Below are 15,956 nucleotides of genomic sequence, written 5' to 3'. Positions count from 1 at the left end.
CGGGAGGCCCGGACTGCCTGGCTCCTGAAAAAGTCGCTGGCCGGGCTTTCGGCGGCTTTTGCCGCCCAGCGCCTTCAGCTTGCTGCCAAGGCTGCCATAGCGGCGGGCATCGCGTTTGCCGTAGCGCCGTTCATGCCGGGCTCGGCTGCCGAATACCCGTACTACGCCCCCCTGGGCGCCCTTGTGGCGATGTACCACAACGTCGCGGGCTCGGTCCGGCAGGGCGTACAAACTCTGGTGGGCCTGTCCATGGGCATTGGCCTTGCCTTCCTGCTGGTGAACATCACCGATCCGTCCCCGTTAACCGTGGCGGTTTTCATGGGCGTCGGGGTACTCCTTGGAGGCCTGCCGAAGATCGGCTCCGGCAGCGACTGGATTCCGACGGCGGCGCTTCTGGTTTTGCTGGTCGGCGGCAACAATGCCGACGACTACTCGTTCGGCTACCTCGTGCAGATGGGCGTAGGGGTGGTGGTTGGAATCGCCGTCAACTTCCTGATCTTCCCCCCGCTCCACCTCGAGGCTGCCGCCGCGAGCATCGAAGAGCTGCGCGTTGCCCTTGGGACCCAGCTGACGGATATGGCGGAGGCCGTCAAGGAAAAATGGCCGCCGGAACATGAGGACTGGTCCCGCCGCTCGGACGATCTTTCCGCCGCCGCAAGGTCCGTGCGGCACCTGGTCAAAGAGGCGGACGCCAGCCGCAGGGCCAATCCGCGCCGAAAGCTGCACCCGCGCGACATCGACCGTGACTACCGCAACCTTCGCGAGCTGGAGCGGGTCACCTTCCACATCCAGGACATCACTGACGTCCTCTCGGACGTGATTTGGGAAAGTGATGTTCCATACGTCCTGCCGCAGCAGGACACTGATCCCCTGGCCCACGCCATGTCCGCCACCGGCGAACTGCTTAAGGCCTACAACGAACCGGACGGGCAGATGCACCGCGAGTCCTACAAGACCGCATTGGCGGCGGTGGAAGCCTGCGTGGCTGCCACCGCCGAGCGCGCGCCGGATGAACGTGGGGTACCGGCCTCCGAATCGATCATCCTGAGCCTGCACCGCATCCTGCGCGCGCTGCAGGCCCCGGATGAGGCCCAGTCTGCCGCTTAGAGCGCTGCCACGGATCCGCTAAAGTGCCTTCGGCCGGACCGCGGGTTCCAGGCCACGAAGTCCGACCGCTCCCAGCTCCCGGTACTGCCTTGTGCGGTGTTGATTTCCAACGCCACCCGGCCCGGCAGGAAGACGGGGGCGTCAAATGTGACGTCCCACACGAAAGATTCGCCGCGCGCCGGGCCGACATCTGCCAGCGCCCTGGAGGCAAGGTACATGCCGTGGGCAATGGAACGCCGCATGCCCAGCGCCTTCGCTGAAAGGGAACTGAGGTGGATGGGATTGAAATCCCCGGACACCGCGGCGTAGGCGCGGCCGGTGTCCACCCCGAGCTGCCACACTGCCGTAGGGTCCGGCGCCGAAAAGTCCTGCCGTGGTACATGAACCGTTGGTTTGTCGATGCCCGGCAGGAACACCCCTTTGGCAAGGTAGGTGGAGACGCCCCGCCAGCAGGGCTCGGCTGTTCCGGCCAGCCTCACCTCGGCGACGACATCCACTTGGGTTCCGGCCCGGTGGCCCCGAAGGTGGGACACCGACGCCGCAATATCCAGGACGTCGGTGAACAGCACCGAAGAGCGCTGCTCGACCGTATTGCGCAGGTGAATCATGCCCAGAAGCGGCAGCGGGAAGTCATCGCGGTTCATCACGCTCATGGCCACCGGGAACGCCAGGGCGTGGATGAAGCCGGCGGGAAGGACGTCGCTCGCCGTCTCGCCCACCAGGTGCTGGTAGGCGGTGAGGGTGGCAACATCCACCGTGACGTCCCGCACCTCGTGGCCGGCGCCGGGAAGGTCGGCGGAATCGTGGGTCCCCAGCAGGCGCCGACGCGCGGCCTGGGCTGCAGCATTGACATAAAGTTTGGACAGCGAGGGCATCTCGCCCAAAATCACCGGCTGCGGCGCGGTCATGCGCCCACCAGATTCTGTCCGCACACCCGCAGTACCTGGCCGTTGATGCCGCTGGCCGCGTCGCTGGACAGGAATGCGATTGCTTCTGCCACGTCCACCGGCAGGCCACCCTGCTGCAGCGAGTTCAGGCGCCGGGCTACTTCCCGGACGGCGAAGGGAATCCGGGCCGTCATGTCGGTTTCGATGAAGCCCGGGGCCACGGCGTTCACCCCGCCCCCTGCCGCTGCCGCCAGCGGCGCGGTGGCCCTCACCATCCCCACGACGCCTGCCTTGGACGCCGCATAGTTCGTTTGTCCGCGGTTTCCGGCGATGCCGCTGGTGGACGCCACAGAGACGATCCGGGGCGCCTTACCGAGCCGGTCATCGGCGAGAATGGCATCGTTGATGCGCAGCTGGGACGCAATGTTGATGTTGATCACGGAACTCCAGCGGGCGTGGTCCATGTTGGCCAGGAGCTTGTCCCGGGTGATGCCGGCGTTATGCACCATGATGTCCAGGCTTCCGCGGCGCTGCAGGGCGTGGCTGATGATCCGTTGCCCGGCGTCCTCAATGCTGATGTCCAGCTGCAGCGCGGTTCCACGGACCTCGTTGGCCACAGCGGCGAGATGGTCGCCGGCGGCGGGGACGTCCACCAGGACCAGGTTCGCGCCGTCCCGGTGCAGCGTCCGGGCAATTGCAGCGCCGATGCCCCGCGCGGCTCCGGTGACCACGGCGGTCTTTCCGGCGAGCGGTTTGTCGAAATTTCCAGGGACCGCGCCGTCGCCGGTGCTGACGGTCAGGAGCTGGCCGTCGACAAAGGCAGATCTGCCGGAAAGAAAGAACCGCAGGGCAGCCAGTGCACCTGGACTGGCTGGAGCAACGTCTCCCGCCAGGAGGACCCCGTTGCCGGTGGCACCTGCCCGGAGTTCCTTGGCCAGGGACCGGAGCAGTCCCTCCACGCCCTGGCGCGCGGCAGCGGCGGCCGGCAATACACCGTCCGACGCCGGCCGGGAGACTGTGATGACGCGGCCGCCGGGCGCGAGGTCCCGCAATGAAGCCGCTGCCGCCAGAACCGGCGCTTCAAGATCCTCCGGGCTGGAAATGGTATCCAGGACCAGGACGATTGCGGCGAGCTTCTCCCGCGGCACCGCATGGCGCCGGACGTCCAGGTCCCAGCCGAGCAGGGCCGCGGCAAGTTCGTCGGCACCGGATGAGCTGCCCTGCACCAGCACGGGGCCGGTGAGCAGCGGCTGCCCGGGCTCGTAGCGGCGAAGGGCGGCCGGCTGCGGAAGGCCCAGCTTCCGGGCGATCTTTTTCGCCGGGCCCTTGCTGACCAGTTGTGCGTAGGTGTCCGTCATGGCTGCCTCCCTAGAGTGATTCGAGGATAGCGGCCACGCCCTGGCCGCCCGCGGCGCAAACTGACACCAGGCCGCGGACGGGACGGCCGCCGTCGGACGCTTTGGCGTGCAGCGTCTTGGCCAGAGATCCGACGATCCTTCCGCCGGTGGCTGCGAAGGGGTGGCCGGCGGCCAGGGAGGAGCCGTTCACGTTCAGGCGGCTCCTGTCGATGCTGCCGAGGGCGCCGTCCAGTCCCAGGCGGGTGCGGCAGAACTCATCGTCCTCCCAGGCTGCCAGGGTGCTGAGTACAGTGGCGGCGAAGGCCTCGTGGATTTCGAAGTAGTCGATGTCGTCCAGCGTGAGCCCGTGGCGGGCCAGAAGACGGGGTACGGCGAAGACGGGCGCCATGAGGAGGCCGTCCTTGCCATGCACGAAGTCCACTGCTGCGGCTTCCGCGTCCACCACCGCCGCGAGCTTGGGCAGGTCGTGGGAGTCGGCCCATTCCTCGGAGCCCAGCAGGACAGCGGACGCACCGTCTGTCAGCGGAGTTGAATTTCCTGCCGTCATGGTGGCATCCATGCCGAGGTTCCGGCCGAAGACGGGTTTGAGGGTGGCCAGTTTCTCCAGGGACGTGTCTGCGCGCAGGTTGCCGTCCCTGGCCAGGCCGCGATACGGCGTGATGAGGTCGTCAAAGAAACCCGATTCATAGGCCGCGGCCAGGTTGCGGTGGCTGTTGTAGGCCAGTTCGTCCTGGGCCTCCCGCGTGATCTTCCACTGCGCCGTGGTCAGGGCCTGGTGCTCGCCCATGGAGAGGCCGGTACGGGGCTCTGCCGTGCCGGGGGCCAGCGGAGCAAGGTCCTTGGGACGCAGCCGGCTAATGGCCTGCAATCGCTGGCCAAGCGTCTTGGCACGGCTCAGGTCCAGGACTACCTCCCGGAGTCCCTCGCTCACCACGATGGGAGCGTCGGAGGCTGAGTCCACGCCGCCGGCAATGGCCGAATCGATCTGGCCCAGCTTGATCTTGTTGGAGAGGCCTACCACTGTTTCCAGTCCGGTGGCGCACGCCTGCTGGAGGTCGTATGCGGGGGTTTCGGGAGACAGTGCCGAAACCAGGACTGCCTCGCGGGTGAGGTTGAAGTCCCTGGAGTGCTTGAGCACGGCGCCGGCGGCAACCTCCCCGATCCGCTCGTCCTGCAGGCCAAACCGGGCAATGAGACCGTCCAGTGCCGCGGTGAGCATGTCCAGGTTGGATGATTTGGCGTATGCGCCGCCGGACCGCGCGAACGGGATGCGGTTGGCTCCGATGACCACCGCTTTCCGGGCGGAAGGGGCAACGGGCCGGGCGTCCGGCGCAGCGGCTTCGGCGGTGGGCTGTCCTTCAACGGGCATTGGATCTCCTCTGATCAACGATTACCGATACCCAGCGTACCTGATACGCTGGGTATCGTGAACATCCAGGATCCAGCAATTTCCCGCTCCTCCGGCGCGGCCATGGACGGGCGGTCCTCCCGCTGGCAGACGCACCGTGAGGAGCGGCGGCGCGAGCTGATCAAGTCCGCACGCCGGGCCGTCCACGCTTTGGGCAGCGACGCATCCATGGAGGAAATCGCGGGCGCGGCGGGAACGTCAAAGTCCGTGTTTTACCGGTATTTCGGCGATAAGGCCGGTCTCCAGCAGGCGGTGGGCGAGGTTGTCCTGGACCAGATGCAACGCCGGATCCGGGAGGCAGCACAGACCGCACAGACACCGCGTGAAGGCCTGCTGGCCATGGTGGGCGCCTACCTCCAGATGGCCGCCACCAGTCCCAGCGTCTATACGTTCGTCACCCGCCAGGGGACCCCCGAAGCGGACGGATCCTCCGCCTCCGCAACGGACTCCGGCGCCTTGGGGCACTTCTTCGAGGCCGTGGCGGAAATGATCGCCACCCCGATGCGCTCGCACCTGGGAGGCGGCAACGAAACTGTCATCGGTTACTGGCCCAAGGCAGCGATCGGGCTGGTCCGCAACGCCGGTGAACAATGGCTGAACACACCGGACTCGCCCGCCAAGCCGGGCCAGGAAGTCATGGCGCGGCATATTACGGCGTGGCTGTGCGTAGGGATCGCTCCTGAACTCAGCCAGTCCGGCACAAGGCAACTTTCCAGCACCAAACAATCTGTCAGCACCAACGAAGGACATGGACATGACTGAACTCGCGGACCGCGCCGCGCGCGGGAACCAGCGCCGTGACCAGGCGACGCTGCCCGGGCCAGCCGCAGGAGGACGCGGCGAACAGGCCGCCGTCAACGTGGAAGCCCTGGGCAGGCAGCTTCTGGGCCGTTGGGCGGACGTCCGCCTGCAGGCCCGCAGCCTGGCCGCACGCCCGGAACTGCGGAAAATCGAGGGCCTGACACACACGGATCACCGGAAACGCGTGACCGGGCAGCTGATGTACCTGGTGGACAACAACGCCGTCCACCGCGCCTTCCCGGCGGAGTTCGGCGGCACCGATGACCACGGCGGCAACGTTGCCGGCTTCGAGGAGCTGGTGGTGGCGGACCCGTCCCTGCAGATCAAAGCGGGTGTGCAGTGGGGCCTGTTCGGGTCGGCAGTCCTGCATCTGGGAACGGCTGAACACCACGCCAAGTGGCTGCCGGGCATCATGGCCATGGAGATCCCCGGGTGCTTTGCCATGACCGAGACCGGGCATGGTTCCGACGTGGCCAGCATTGCCACCACCGCTACATATGACCAGGACACCAAAGAGTTCGAAATCCATACCCCGTTCCGCGCCGCGTGGAAGGACTATATCGGCAACGCAGCCGTGGACGGCCTGGCCGCCGTGGTTTTTGCCCAGCTGGTGACCAAGGAAGTGAACCACGGTGTGCATGCCTTCTACGTGGACCTCCGGGATCCGCAGACCCGGGCCTTCCTGCCGGGCATTGGCGGCGAGGACGACGGCATCAAGGGTGGACTCAACGGCATCGACAACGGCCGGCTGCACTTCACCCGTGTCCGTATCCCGCGGACCAACCTGCTCAACCGGTACGGGGACGTCGCCCCGGACGGCACGTACAGCTCGCCGATTGCCAGTCCCGGACGCAGGTTCTTCACCATGCTGGGAACACTGGTCCAGGGACGGGTCTCACTGGACGGCGCCGCAGTGGCCGCCTCCAAAGTGGCGCTTAAGGCGGCCATCCAGTATGGCAGCGAGCGTCGCCAGTTCAACGCTTCGTCCGCCACGGACGAGGAAGTCCTGCTGGACTACCAGCGGCACCAGCGGCGCCTGCTGACCCGCCTCGCCACCACCTATGCGGCCGGGTTCGCACACGAACAGCTCCTGGCAAAGTTCGACGACGTCTTTTCCGGAGCCCACGACACTGACGAGGACCGCCAGGACCTGGAGACCCTGGCCGCCGCCCTCAAGCCACTAAGCACCTGGCATGCCCTGGACACGCTGCAGGAATGCCGCGAGGCCTGCGGCGGGGCCGGCTTCCTGATCGAGAACCGCTTCGCCTCCCTGCGTGCCGACCTGGACATCTATGCCACCTTTGAGGGCGACAACACCATCCTGCTCCAGCTGGTGGCCAAGCGGTTGCTGGCGGATTACGCCAAGGAGTTCCGCAATGTGGACTTCGGAGTGCTGGCCCGCTACGTGGTGGGACAGGCCACAGGTGCGGCACTGCACCGCACGGGCCTGCGCCAGGTGGCACAGTTCATGGCCGACACCGGATCGGTGCAGAGGGCAGCGATCGCGCTGCGGGACGAGGAAGGCCAGCGCGCACTCCTGACGGACCGCGTCCAGACCATGGTGGCAGAGGTTGCCTCGGAGCTGAAGGGTGCAGCCCGGCTTTCCCAGCCGGAAGGCGCCGCAGTGTTCAACCGGCACCAGAACGAGCTCATCGAAGCGGCCCAGGCGCATGCGGAACTGCTGCAGTGGGAAGCCTTCACGGAAGCGCTTCGCGAGGTGGACGACGCCGGCACAAAAGTTGTCCTGACCTGGCTGCGGGACCTGTTCGGCCTCTCACTCATCGAAAAGAACCTGGCCTGGTACCTCATGAACGGCAGGCTCTCCATGCAGCGCGCCCGGACGGTGGGCGGCTACATCAACCGGCTCCTGGCCCGGATCCGGCCGCATGCCCTGGACCTGGTGGACGCTTTCGGTTACGAGGACGAGCACGTGCGGTCCGCCGTCGCCACGGGAGCGGAGAAGCAGCGGCAGGACGAAGCCCGCGCCTATTTCCGGGCCCGCCGGGCCAGCGGCACGTCGCCGGTGGAGGAGAAGTTCCTGCAGCCCGCCGCGGACCGGGCCCGGCGCGGTTAGGGCGCCATCCGCAATACAGCACGACGGCGCCGCTCCAGCACGTGGGGAGCGGCGCCGTCGTGCGTGGCCGCCGTGGCGGGGCTGATGGTCAGCCGGGGAGCACCGACCGGTATACCTCAAGGGTGGTCTGCGTGATGGACTCCCAGGAGAAATGCTCTTCGGCGCGGCGGCGGCCGGCCTCGCCCATGGCGCGTGCGCGTTCCGGATCCGAGACGACTTCCGTCAGCGCTGCCGCGAACTCGGAAACAAACTTCTCCGGGTCCAGCGGGGTGCCGGTGCCGTCCGTGACCTGCTCCAGGTCCACGAGCAGGCCTGTGCGGCCGTGTTCCACCACTTCCGGAATACCACCGGTGGCGCTTGCCACCACCGCCGCACCGCAGGCCATGGCCTCGAGGTTGACGATGCCGAGCGGTTCATAGATAGAAGGGCACGCGAACGCCGTGGCATGGCTGAGCACCCGGATCAATTCCTGCCGCGGCAGCATCCGCTCGATCAGCACCACGCCGGTGCGTTCACGCTGCAGGTCTTCGATGAGGCGGGCTGTTTCGGCCGCGAGCTCGGGGGTGTCAGCGGCGCCCAGGCAGAGGACGAGCTGGACGTCGGCCGGCAGCTTTGCTGCCGCGCGGAGCAGGTAGGGGACTCCCTTTTGCCGCGTGTTCCTGCCCACAAAGACAACGCTGGGCCTGGCGGGGTCGATGCCGAGGGCGCGGACGGCGTCGTCATTCTCATCCCGCTTCCACAACTCCACGTCGATGCCGTTGTGGACAACCCGGACTTTCTGCGGATCAACGGCCGGGTAGCTCCGCAGAATGTCCTGGCGCATGCCCTCCGAAACGGCGATGATCGCGGCGGCCGCTTCGTAGGCCGTCTTCTCTACCCATGAGGACAAGGCGTAGCCGCCGCCCAGCTGCTCGGCCTTCCAGGGCCGAAGCGGCTCCAGGCTGTGGGCGCTGAGCACGTGCGGGATGCCGTGCAGGAGGGAGGCCAGGTGTCCGGCCATGTTCGCGTACCAGGTGTGCGAGTGGACCAGGTCGGCGCCTGCGACGTCCGGAACGATGCGCAGGTCCACGCCAAGCGTCTGCACGGCCGCATTGGCCGCACCAAGGTCTTCCGGGACGGAATAGGACGTCACCGCCGCACCGTGGTAATCGGCGTCCCGTGGCGCACCAAAGGCCCGAACCTGCAGGTCAACATGCTTACTAAGCACCCTGCTCAATTCGGCGACGTGCACCCCGGCTCCCCCGTAGATCTCCGGCGGGAATTCTTTAGTCACAATGTCTATTCGCACAAGACCCAAGGTAGTCCTTCACGCTGAACTGTTCTACTGTGAAGAAGTCCGGGCAGACCGGACTGTTGGGGAGTTACGAAGGCGTACAGGAGCGACCACTATGCCGTTGAACAAGAAAGTCCTGGCCATTGTCCTCGCAGGCGGCGAGGGAAACAGGCTGATGCCGCTGACGGCAGACCGGGCCAAGCCAGCCGTGCCTTTCGCCGGCAGCTACCGCCTGATCGACTTTGCGCTGTCCAACCTGGTGAACTCCCGCTACCTGCAGATCGTGGTGCTCACGCAGTACAAGTCGCACAGCCTTGACCGGCACATTTCGGAAACGTGGCGGATGTCCACCCAGCTGGGCAACTACATCGCCTCCGTGCCGGCCCAGCAGCGGGTGGGCAAGAGCTGGTTTCTGGGCAGCGCCAACGCCATCTACCAGTCCCTGAACCTGATCCAGGACGCCAGCCCGGACATCGTGGTGGTGGTGGGCGCGGACCACGTGTACCGAATGGACTTCGCGCAGATGGTGGCCCAGCACGTCAGCAGCGGAGCGAAGGCCACCGTGGCTGCTGTCCGCCAGCCGCTGCACATGGCCAACCAGTTCGGCGTCATCGAAGTGGACCGGAACGACCCCCAGAAGATCGCGGCCTTCGTGGAAAAGCCGGCCAGCACGCCGGGCCTGGCAGCGGATCCCTCCCAGTTCCTGGCCTCCATGGGCAACTACGTGTTCGACGCCGACGCCTTGGTGGCGGCCCTGCACGTTGACGCCGAGCGGCTGGACACCAAGCACGACATGGGCGGGGACATCATTCCCTACTTCGTGAACCAGGGCGAGGCCGGCGTCTACGACTTCACCCTCAATGACATTCCCGGATCCACCGAGCGCGACCGGACCTACTGGCGCGACGTGGGCACCATCGACTCGTTCTACGACGCCCACATGGACCTCATCTCGCCGCTGCCGGTCTTCAACCTGTACAACTCCGAGTGGCCCATCTACACCCGGCAGAGCATCTCACCGCCGGCCAAATTCGTCCGGGGCCAGAAGAACACCGTCGGAACCGCGCTGGATTCCATCGTGTCCAGCGGAGTGGTCATTTCCGGCGGTGTCGTGGAAGGCTCGGTGCTGTCCAATGACATCTTCGTCGGGACCAGCAGCCGCGTCATCGATTCGGTCCTGATGGACAAGGTGTACGTGGGCGAAGGGGCTGTCATCAACCGCGCCATCCTGGACAAGAACGTCAGGGTTCCCGCAGGGGCCGCCATCGGAATGGATCCGGAACTGGACCGTGCCCGCGGCTTCAAGGTCACCGAGTCCGGCATCACCGTCCTGGCGAAGGGGCAGCAGGTTCCCGAACCCAGCGAACAGGAACGGCAGCTTGCGGCCAACAACCTGCATCTGGTTCCCAACGCGGTAAAAGCGGCAACTGCTGACTACCCGGACGTGCGTGAATCGGTGGAACGGGCAGCGGGGGCCCATGCATCGGCGGCGGCCGAAGCCGTGCCCGGCGTGCATAGGTCCTAGCGGCTGTCCGGCAGTACCAAGGGACCGGTCCCGGCCGGGGTCAGGCGGCGGAAGGCTGTAAAATCAGTCCAATGAGCTCCCCCGACCTGACCCCTGAGGAAATCCAGGCCTGCCTCAAGGTCCTGAACACCATCCACGCGTACGACGAGGAGCACCCCGACTACATTTCGGTGCGCCGTGCCACGGGGAAGATGTTCAAGGCCGTCAAGCGCCACCGCAGGGTCACCAAGCGGGACCTCATCTCCGAAGCGGACCGGGCGGTCATCGCGCAGACGGCCACCGCCGCGCCGGACCGGATCGATGACGAAACCCGGGGCAACAAGCTGGCTCCCTCGGCCACCGGCAAGGTGGCCGGACACCTGATCCGGTCCCGGCCGTGCTACATCTGCAAGCAGCACTACACCCAGGTGGACGCGTTCTACCACCAGCTGTGTCCCGACTGCGCTGCATTCAGCCACAGCAAGCGCGACGCCCGCACCGACCTGACCGGCAGGCGTGCACTCCTGACCGGCGGCCGCGCCAAGATCGGCATGTACATCGCGCTGCGACTGCTGCGGGACGGCGCCCACACCACCATCACCACCCGGTTTCCCAAGGACGCCGCACGCCGGTTCGCGGCCATGGAGGACAGCGCAGAGTGGCTGCACCGGCTCCGCATTGTGGGTATCGACCTCCGCGACCCCGCGCAGGTCATGGCCCTCACCGACTCCCTCAACGAGGCCGGGCCCCTGGACATCATCATCAACAACGCGGCGCAGACCGTCCGCCGCTCCGGCAACGCCTACAAGCCGCTGGTCGATGCCGAGGACGAGCCCCTGCCCGCGGCGCTGGAGCGGGCCAACGGCGGTCCGGAGCTGCTGACCTTCGGCCACGCGCACGACAAGCACCCCCTTGCCCTGGCAGGCAGCGTCACGGAACATCCGGTGCTGGCCGGTGACGCCATCACATCGCTGGCACTCTCCACCGGCTCGGCGTCATTGGAACGCATCGCGTCCGGAACGGCGATTGACGCCGGCGGGCTGGTGCCGGACCTCGCCACAATCAACAGCTGGACGCAGGTGGTGGACGAGGTGGATCCGCTGGAGATGCTCGAAGTGCAGCTCTGCAACGTCACGGCCCCGTTCCTGCTGGTCAGCCGGCTGCGGGAGGCCATGAAACGCTCAACCGCCCGCCGAAAGTACATCGTCAACGTCTCCGCCATGGAGGGCCAGTTCTCCCGTGCCTACAAAGGCCCGGGCCACCCGCATACCAACATGGCCAAGGCAGCGCTGAACATGATGACGCGGACCAGTGCACAGGAAATGCTGGAGACGGACGGCATCCTGATGACGGCCGTGGACACCGGCTGGATCACGGATGAGCGCCCGCACTACACGAAGGTCCGCCTCATGGAGGAAGGCTTCCACGCTCCCCTGGACCTGGTGGACGGCGCAGCCCGGGTTTACGATCCGATCGTCATGGGCGAGGCGGGCGAGGACCAGTACGGTGTTTTCCTGAAGGACTACAAGCCCAGCCCCTGGTGATGGGCGTATGCTCACGGCATGAGCAAAGAGTCAGCCCCCGACGTTGAAAACCTCGAACACCACGACTGCTGGGCACTGCTGCGGACGGTCTCCGTGGGCCGGCTGGCTGTCCTGGCGGATGGCCACCCGGATATCTTCCCGATCAACTACACCGTGGACAGCGGGACCCTGGTGTTCCGTACCGGCGAAGGCACCAAGCTCGCAGCCGCCTCAGGCGGCGCGCAGGTAGCCGTCGAAGCCGACGGCGTGGATGCACAGACCGGCCTGGCCTGGAGCGTGGTGGCCAAGGGCACCGCGGAGGTAGTGACGGGCACCGAGCATGTCCTGGACACCGCCGCGCTGTACCTTTTCCCATGGCAGGCCGGCCACAAGGACACATTCATCAGGATCACACCCAGCACGCTGACAGGGCGCCGGTTCAAGGTAACAGCACCGCTGACCTGGTGGACCCAGCTGAGCGGCGCCGTCAAGAGTCCCCAGGAGTAAAGCCGCTCAGGCGAGCTGCGTGATTTCCACGCTGACGCTAAGGGCCGACCCTCCCCCGCCGGAGAGGATGCCCTTCAGCGGCGGCACGTCACGGTAGTCCCGTCCGCGGGCCACCGTGACGTGGAAGTCTCCGGCGGGCTTGTGGTTGGTGGGATCCCAGCTGCGCCAGTCTCCGTCCCACCATTCCAGCCAGGCGTGCGACTGCCCGGCTACCGTTTCCCCGATGCCGGCGCTGGAACGCGGATGCAGGTATCCGGAGACGTAGCGGGCCGGGATCCCGCAGCTGCGCAGCGCACCGATGGCGAGGTGGGCCAGGTCCTGGCACACGCCCTGGCGCTGCCCCCATGCCTCCTCCGCGTTGGTAGTAACGGCGGTGGAGCCGGACATGTACGTCATTTCCCCACGCATCCACTCGAAGATGGCCATGGCCGCCTCGTGCGGATTCTTGCCCGCCACCACCCCCGGAATGATGCCCAGGACCTCGTCCCCGGGGCCGCTCAGCCTCGACTGGGGCAGCCAGTCGCTGAACGCGCTCAGTGTCTCCGGAGCGGCAAGGATGTCCCAGCCGACGATGTCCGCCCCGGAGGGGATCTTTTCCGTGCGATGCACCTCCACCAGGATGGTGGAGAGCACTTCGAGGTGGTCATGCGGCATCTGCATGTCAAAGGCCGTCACCCTTGTGCCCCAGTAGTCGCGGTAAGTGCTGACCGCCGCCTGGGACGGGGACACCTTGACCACGGACTCGAGGACCACCTGCTGGGAGTCGGTCAGCGGCGTCATCCGGGCCTCGTTGTAGGACAGGGTGACGCGCTTGTTGTACTTGTACGCCGTGCGGTGGTTGATGCTCAGCCGGGTCATGAAACTTCTCCCACCCAGGCCAGTTCGTCCGCCTGATTGAAGTACTTACGGGAAATGGCGTCGGATGCCTGGGCAACGGCTTTCTGCACGCGCTCCATGTGCTCGGGCAGTTCCGACATGAGGTCGTCTGTCCGGTGGAACTCCAGGAAGGTGCGGGCCTGGCCCACGATGCGCCGGGCGTCATTGATGAAGCCCACGCGCTGCGCGGAGGGGTCCAGCTTGGCCAGGCACTCGTCTGCATCCCGGAGGGCGTAGACGATGGAGCGCGGAAACAGCCGGTCCAGCAGCAGGAACTCAGCGGCGTGCTGGTCCCCGAACGCAGCGCGGCGGGTCCTGAGGAACGACTCGTAGGCACCCGCGCAGCGAAGCATGTTGACCCAGGACATGCCCGCGGACAGGACGTCCCGGGTGGACAGCATGCGGGCGGTCATGTCGGCCCGTTCGAGGGAGCGGCCCAGGACGAGGAAGAGCCAGCTTTCATCATGGCTGACCGTAGTGTCCGCGAGGCCGCTGACCATGGCGGTGCGCTCAAGCGTCCAGTTGCAGAACCGGTAGGTGCCCACCACATCCTTTCGGTGCTGGCTGAGCCCGTAGTAGGTGGTGTTCAGGCTTTCCCACAGTCCGGAGGACACGGTCTCCCGCGCCCGCCGGGCGTTCTCGCGGGCGGCGCCGAGGGAGCCGGCGATGGACGTGGCGCTGGTCTTATCGTAGGCCAGTGCATGCAGCAGTTCGGGCAGCCCGAAGTCCTCGCTCTGCGGCCGGGCGCCCATGACCGCCAGCAGTTCCTGGGCCACGCTCCTGCGTTCTTCCATGGGCAGGTGGTTCAGCCGTTCCAGGTGAACGTCAAGGATGCGGGCCGTGCCGTCGGCACGCTCCACATAGCGGCCAATCCAGAATAGGGATTCGGCGATGCGGCTAAGCATGTGCGGCTACCTCCTGCACGCGGGACGGAACGGGAAAGGGCAAGCCCACGGCAAGGCACAAGGGCACGACGGCGGCGCGGCTCACTGCTGCTGCTCCGGCTGGCGGTCGCGCCAGTTGCTTTCCACCGGCCACACCGAGACCCGCTCGCGGACGGTGATGGAGGGGCGGGGAACCGTCTCCACCGGCATCTGCGGCGAGTCGGCCAGCACCCAGGTGTCCTTGGAGCCACCGCCCTGGCTGGAGTTGACGATCAGCGAGCCCTCCTTGAGAGCCACACGCGTCAGGCCGCCCGGGAGCACCCAGACGTTGTCGCCGTCGTTCACCGCGAAGGGGCGAAGATCGACGTGCCGGGGTCCGAACTTGTCGCCGCTGAGGGTGGGGACCGTGGAAAGCTGCAGCACCGGCTGGGCGATCCAGCCCCGGGGGTCGGCGATGATCCGCCCCCGCAGGGCCTCCAGCTCCTCCGGCGAAGCGTCAGGGCCAATCACCAGGCCCTTGCCCCCGGAACCGTCCACGGGCTTCACCACAAGCTCCGAAAGGTTGTCCAGGGTGTACTCGCGGGCTTCCTTCTCTTCGAGGCGGTACGTGTCCACATTCGCGATCACGGGCTCCTCGTTGAGGTAGTAGCGGATCAGGTCAGGAACGTAACTGTAGACCAGTTTGTCGTCCGCGACGCCGTTGCCCACCGCGTTGGCGATGGTGACTCCGCCTGCGCGGGCGGCGTTGACCAGGCCGGGGCACCCCAGCATGGAGTCGGAGCGGAACTGGAGCGGATCAAGGAAGTCGTCATCGATGCGCTTGTAGATGACGTCCACGCGCTGTTCGCCGGCCGTGGTGCGCATGTAGACGCGGTTTCCACGGCAGATCAGGTCGCGGCCTTCCACCAGTTCCACGCCCATCAGGCCTGCGAGCAGCGTGTGCTCGAAATAGGCGCTGTTGAAGACGCCCGGGGTCAGGACCACCACCGTGGGATCGTCCACGCCTGCCGGTGCCGTCTTGCGCAGGGCGGAGAGCAGGCGGCGCGGGTATTCCTCCACGGGCCGGATGAGCTGCTGGCCGAACGCTTCGGGCAGGCCCTTAGCCATGGCGCGGCGGTTTTCCAGCACGTAGCTGACGCCGGACGGGACCCGGACGTTGTCCTCAAGGACGCGGAAAGTCCCGGCGGCGTCCCGGACCACGTCGATCCCGGAAATGTGCACGCGCACCCCGCCGGCCGGCTCGAATCCGTGGACCTGGCGGTGGAAGTGGGCACTGGTGGTCACCAGCTGGCGGGGGATCACGCCGTCGGCCACTACCGTCATCTTGTCGTAAACGTCGTTGAGGAAGGCTTCCAGGGCACGCACGCGCTGCGCAACGCCCCGCTCCAGGACCTCCCATTCCGACGCCGGGATCACACGCGGCACGATGTCCAGGGGGAAGGGCCGCTCCTCCCCTGCGAAATCGAACGTCACTCCGCGGTCCAGGAAGGTGCGCGCCATCGAATCGGCCCGGGCGGTGACGTCCGCCAGTGAGAGTTTGCTCAGGGCGTCCGCAACCTGCCCGTAGGAGTCCCGCGGTTGCTGCCCGGGCGCAAACATCTCGTCGTAGGCGCCGGTCCTGCCGGCGGCCTCGGAGTAATCCTGGAATAGGTCTGACATGCGCAATAGCCAACCATCTTTTGGGTTCGATTTCATACTGCCCTCCACAATGGCGTGTTGGCGGCCGGGCAGCGGTTCGTGTTTTAGGGACCTTA

General features: G+C 66.6%; 13 protein-coding genes. 6 read left to right on the top strand and 7 right to left on the bottom strand.

The features are described 5' to 3' along the window. Nucleotides 1-36: 36 nt before the first annotated feature. Entirely contained in the window at nucleotides 37-1,107 is a 1,071-nt protein-coding gene (locus tag ACIQCN_RS04675; RefSeq protein WP_400609844.1) for an aromatic acid exporter family protein, read from the top strand. Here the strand turns inward: ACIQCN_RS04675 and ACIQCN_RS04670 are convergent. The 3 genes from ACIQCN_RS04670 to ACIQCN_RS04660 are packed head-to-tail and all read right to left on the bottom strand — an operon-like array spanning nucleotide 1,104 to nucleotide 4,721. Continuing rightward, nucleotides 1,104-2,015: a MaoC family dehydratase gene (locus ACIQCN_RS04670; RefSeq protein WP_400609647.1), complete on the bottom strand. Its 912-nt coding sequence runs from the start codon at nucleotides 2,013-2,015 to the stop codon at nucleotides 1,104-1,106. The two genes, ACIQCN_RS04675 and ACIQCN_RS04670, sit on opposite strands and share 4 nt — an antisense overlap. Continuing rightward, nucleotides 2,012-3,352, bottom strand: coding sequence for a 3-oxoacyl-ACP reductase (locus ACIQCN_RS04665; RefSeq protein WP_400609645.1), 1,341 nt, complete (start codon nucleotides 3,350-3,352; stop codon nucleotides 2,012-2,014). The genes ACIQCN_RS04670 and ACIQCN_RS04665 overlap by 4 nt, the downstream gene beginning before the upstream one ends. A 10-nt stretch (nucleotides 3,353-3,362) precedes the next feature. Beyond that, nucleotides 3,363-4,721 carry an acetyl-CoA C-acetyltransferase gene (locus ACIQCN_RS04660; protein WP_400609643.1) on the bottom strand — a complete coding sequence of 453 codons (1,359 nt, stop codon included), beginning with the start codon at nucleotides 4,719-4,721 and terminating at the stop codon, nucleotides 3,363-3,365. Between the two features lie 102 nt (nucleotides 4,722-4,823). Here ACIQCN_RS04660 and ACIQCN_RS04655 point away from each other — a divergent pair, with 102 nt between their 5' ends. Next, a complete protein-coding gene (locus ACIQCN_RS04655; protein WP_400604295.1) occupies nucleotides 4,824-5,522 on the top strand; it encodes a TetR family transcriptional regulator in 699 nt (232 codons plus the stop codon). Next, nucleotides 5,515-7,635 carry an acyl-CoA dehydrogenase gene (locus tag ACIQCN_RS04650; protein ID WP_400609641.1) on the top strand — a complete coding sequence of 707 codons (2,121 nt, stop codon included), beginning with the start codon at nucleotides 5,515-5,517 and terminating at the stop codon, nucleotides 7,633-7,635. The genes ACIQCN_RS04655 and ACIQCN_RS04650 overlap by 8 nt, the downstream gene beginning before the upstream one ends. A gap of 88 nt (nucleotides 7,636-7,723) precedes the next feature. Here ACIQCN_RS04650 and glgA read toward each other — a convergent pair whose 3' ends face one another. Next, entirely contained in the window at nucleotides 7,724-8,923 is a 1,200-nt protein-coding gene (gene glgA, locus ACIQCN_RS04645; RefSeq protein WP_400603814.1) for a glycogen synthase, read from the bottom strand. A 100-nt stretch (nucleotides 8,924-9,023) separates the two neighbouring features. On the opposite strand from glgA, the gene glgC reads away from it, so the two are divergent. The 3 genes from glgC (at nucleotide 9,024) to ACIQCN_RS04630 (ending at nucleotide 12,442) form a co-directional block, all read left to right on the top strand. Beyond that, complete coding sequence (gene glgC, locus ACIQCN_RS04640) at nucleotides 9,024-10,433, top strand: glucose-1-phosphate adenylyltransferase (protein ID WP_400609639.1); 1,410 nt, start codon at nucleotides 9,024-9,026, stop codon at nucleotides 10,431-10,433. 71 nt (nucleotides 10,434-10,504) lie between these two features. Beyond that, complete coding sequence (locus ACIQCN_RS04635) at nucleotides 10,505-11,956, top strand: SDR family NAD(P)-dependent oxidoreductase (RefSeq protein WP_400603819.1); 1,452 nt, start codon at nucleotides 10,505-10,507, stop codon at nucleotides 11,954-11,956. An 18-nt stretch (nucleotides 11,957-11,974) separates the two neighbouring features. Beyond that, entirely contained in the window at nucleotides 11,975-12,442 is a 468-nt protein-coding gene (locus ACIQCN_RS04630; protein ID WP_400603821.1) for a pyridoxamine 5'-phosphate oxidase family protein, read from the top strand. A 6-nt stretch (nucleotides 12,443-12,448) separates the two neighbouring features. Here the strand turns inward: ACIQCN_RS04630 and ACIQCN_RS04625 are convergent, their stop codons facing one another. The 3 genes from ACIQCN_RS04625 to ACIQCN_RS04615 all read right to left on the bottom strand — a co-directional run bounded on the left by ACIQCN_RS04625 (nucleotide 12,449) and on the right by ACIQCN_RS04615 (nucleotide 15,861). Continuing rightward, nucleotides 12,449-13,300, bottom strand: coding sequence for a transglutaminase N-terminal domain-containing protein (locus tag ACIQCN_RS04625; protein WP_400603823.1), 852 nt, complete (start codon nucleotides 13,298-13,300; stop codon nucleotides 12,449-12,451). Beyond that, the gene (locus ACIQCN_RS04620) at nucleotides 13,297-14,223 is read right to left on the bottom strand and encodes an alpha-E domain-containing protein (RefSeq protein ID WP_400603825.1); all 927 of its coding nucleotides are present in this window, start codon (nucleotides 14,221-14,223) and stop codon (nucleotides 13,297-13,299) included. Before ACIQCN_RS04620 ends, ACIQCN_RS04625 begins: the two co-directional genes overlap by 4 nt. 81 nt (nucleotides 14,224-14,304) lie before the next feature. Further along, nucleotides 14,305-15,861, bottom strand: a complete 1,557-nt coding sequence (locus ACIQCN_RS04615) for a circularly permuted type 2 ATP-grasp protein (protein ID WP_400603827.1) — start codon at nucleotides 15,859-15,861, stop codon at nucleotides 14,305-14,307. Nucleotides 15,862-15,956: the final 95 nt, after the last annotated feature.

The organism is Pseudarthrobacter sp. NPDC092424 (assembly GCF_044754925.1).
Taxonomy (GTDB): Bacteria; Actinomycetota; Actinomycetes; order Actinomycetales; family Micrococcaceae; genus Arthrobacter.
The sequence above is the reverse complement of the archived record's forward strand: the minus strand, read 5'-3'. Positions and strand labels throughout refer to the sequence as shown.

Coding starts and splice junctions, on each gene's coding strand:
- ACIQCN_RS04620 (WP_400603825.1), bottom strand. CDS start 14,223: ATGCTTAGCCGCATCGCCGAATCCCTATTCTGGATTGGCCGCTATGTG.
- ACIQCN_RS04670 (WP_400609647.1), bottom strand. CDS start 2,015: ATGACCGCGCCGCAGCCGGTGATTTTGGGCGAGATGCCCTCGCTGTCC.
- ACIQCN_RS04650 (WP_400609641.1), top strand. CDS start 5,515: ATGACTGAACTCGCGGACCGCGCCGCGCGCGGGAACCAGCGCCGTGAC.
- ACIQCN_RS04655 (WP_400604295.1), top strand. CDS start 4,824: ATGGACGGGCGGTCCTCCCGCTGGCAGACGCACCGTGAGGAGCGGCGG.
- ACIQCN_RS04625 (WP_400603823.1), bottom strand. CDS start 13,300: ATGACCCGGCTGAGCATCAACCACCGCACGGCGTACAAGTACAACAAG.
- ACIQCN_RS04630 (WP_400603821.1), top strand. CDS start 11,975: ATGAGCAAAGAGTCAGCCCCCGACGTTGAAAACCTCGAACACCACGAC.
- ACIQCN_RS04660 (WP_400609643.1), bottom strand. CDS start 4,721: ATGCCCGTTGAAGGACAGCCCACCGCCGAAGCCGCTGCGCCGGACGCC.
- ACIQCN_RS04635 (WP_400603819.1), top strand. CDS start 10,505: ATGAGCTCCCCCGACCTGACCCCTGAGGAAATCCAGGCCTGCCTCAAG.
- glgC (WP_400609639.1), top strand. CDS start 9,024: ATGCCGTTGAACAAGAAAGTCCTGGCCATTGTCCTCGCAGGCGGCGAG.
- ACIQCN_RS04615 (WP_400603827.1), bottom strand. CDS start 15,861: ATGTCAGACCTATTCCAGGATTACTCCGAGGCCGCCGGCAGGACCGGC.
- ACIQCN_RS04665 (WP_400609645.1), bottom strand. CDS start 3,352: ATGACGGACACCTACGCACAACTGGTCAGCAAGGGCCCGGCGAAAAAG.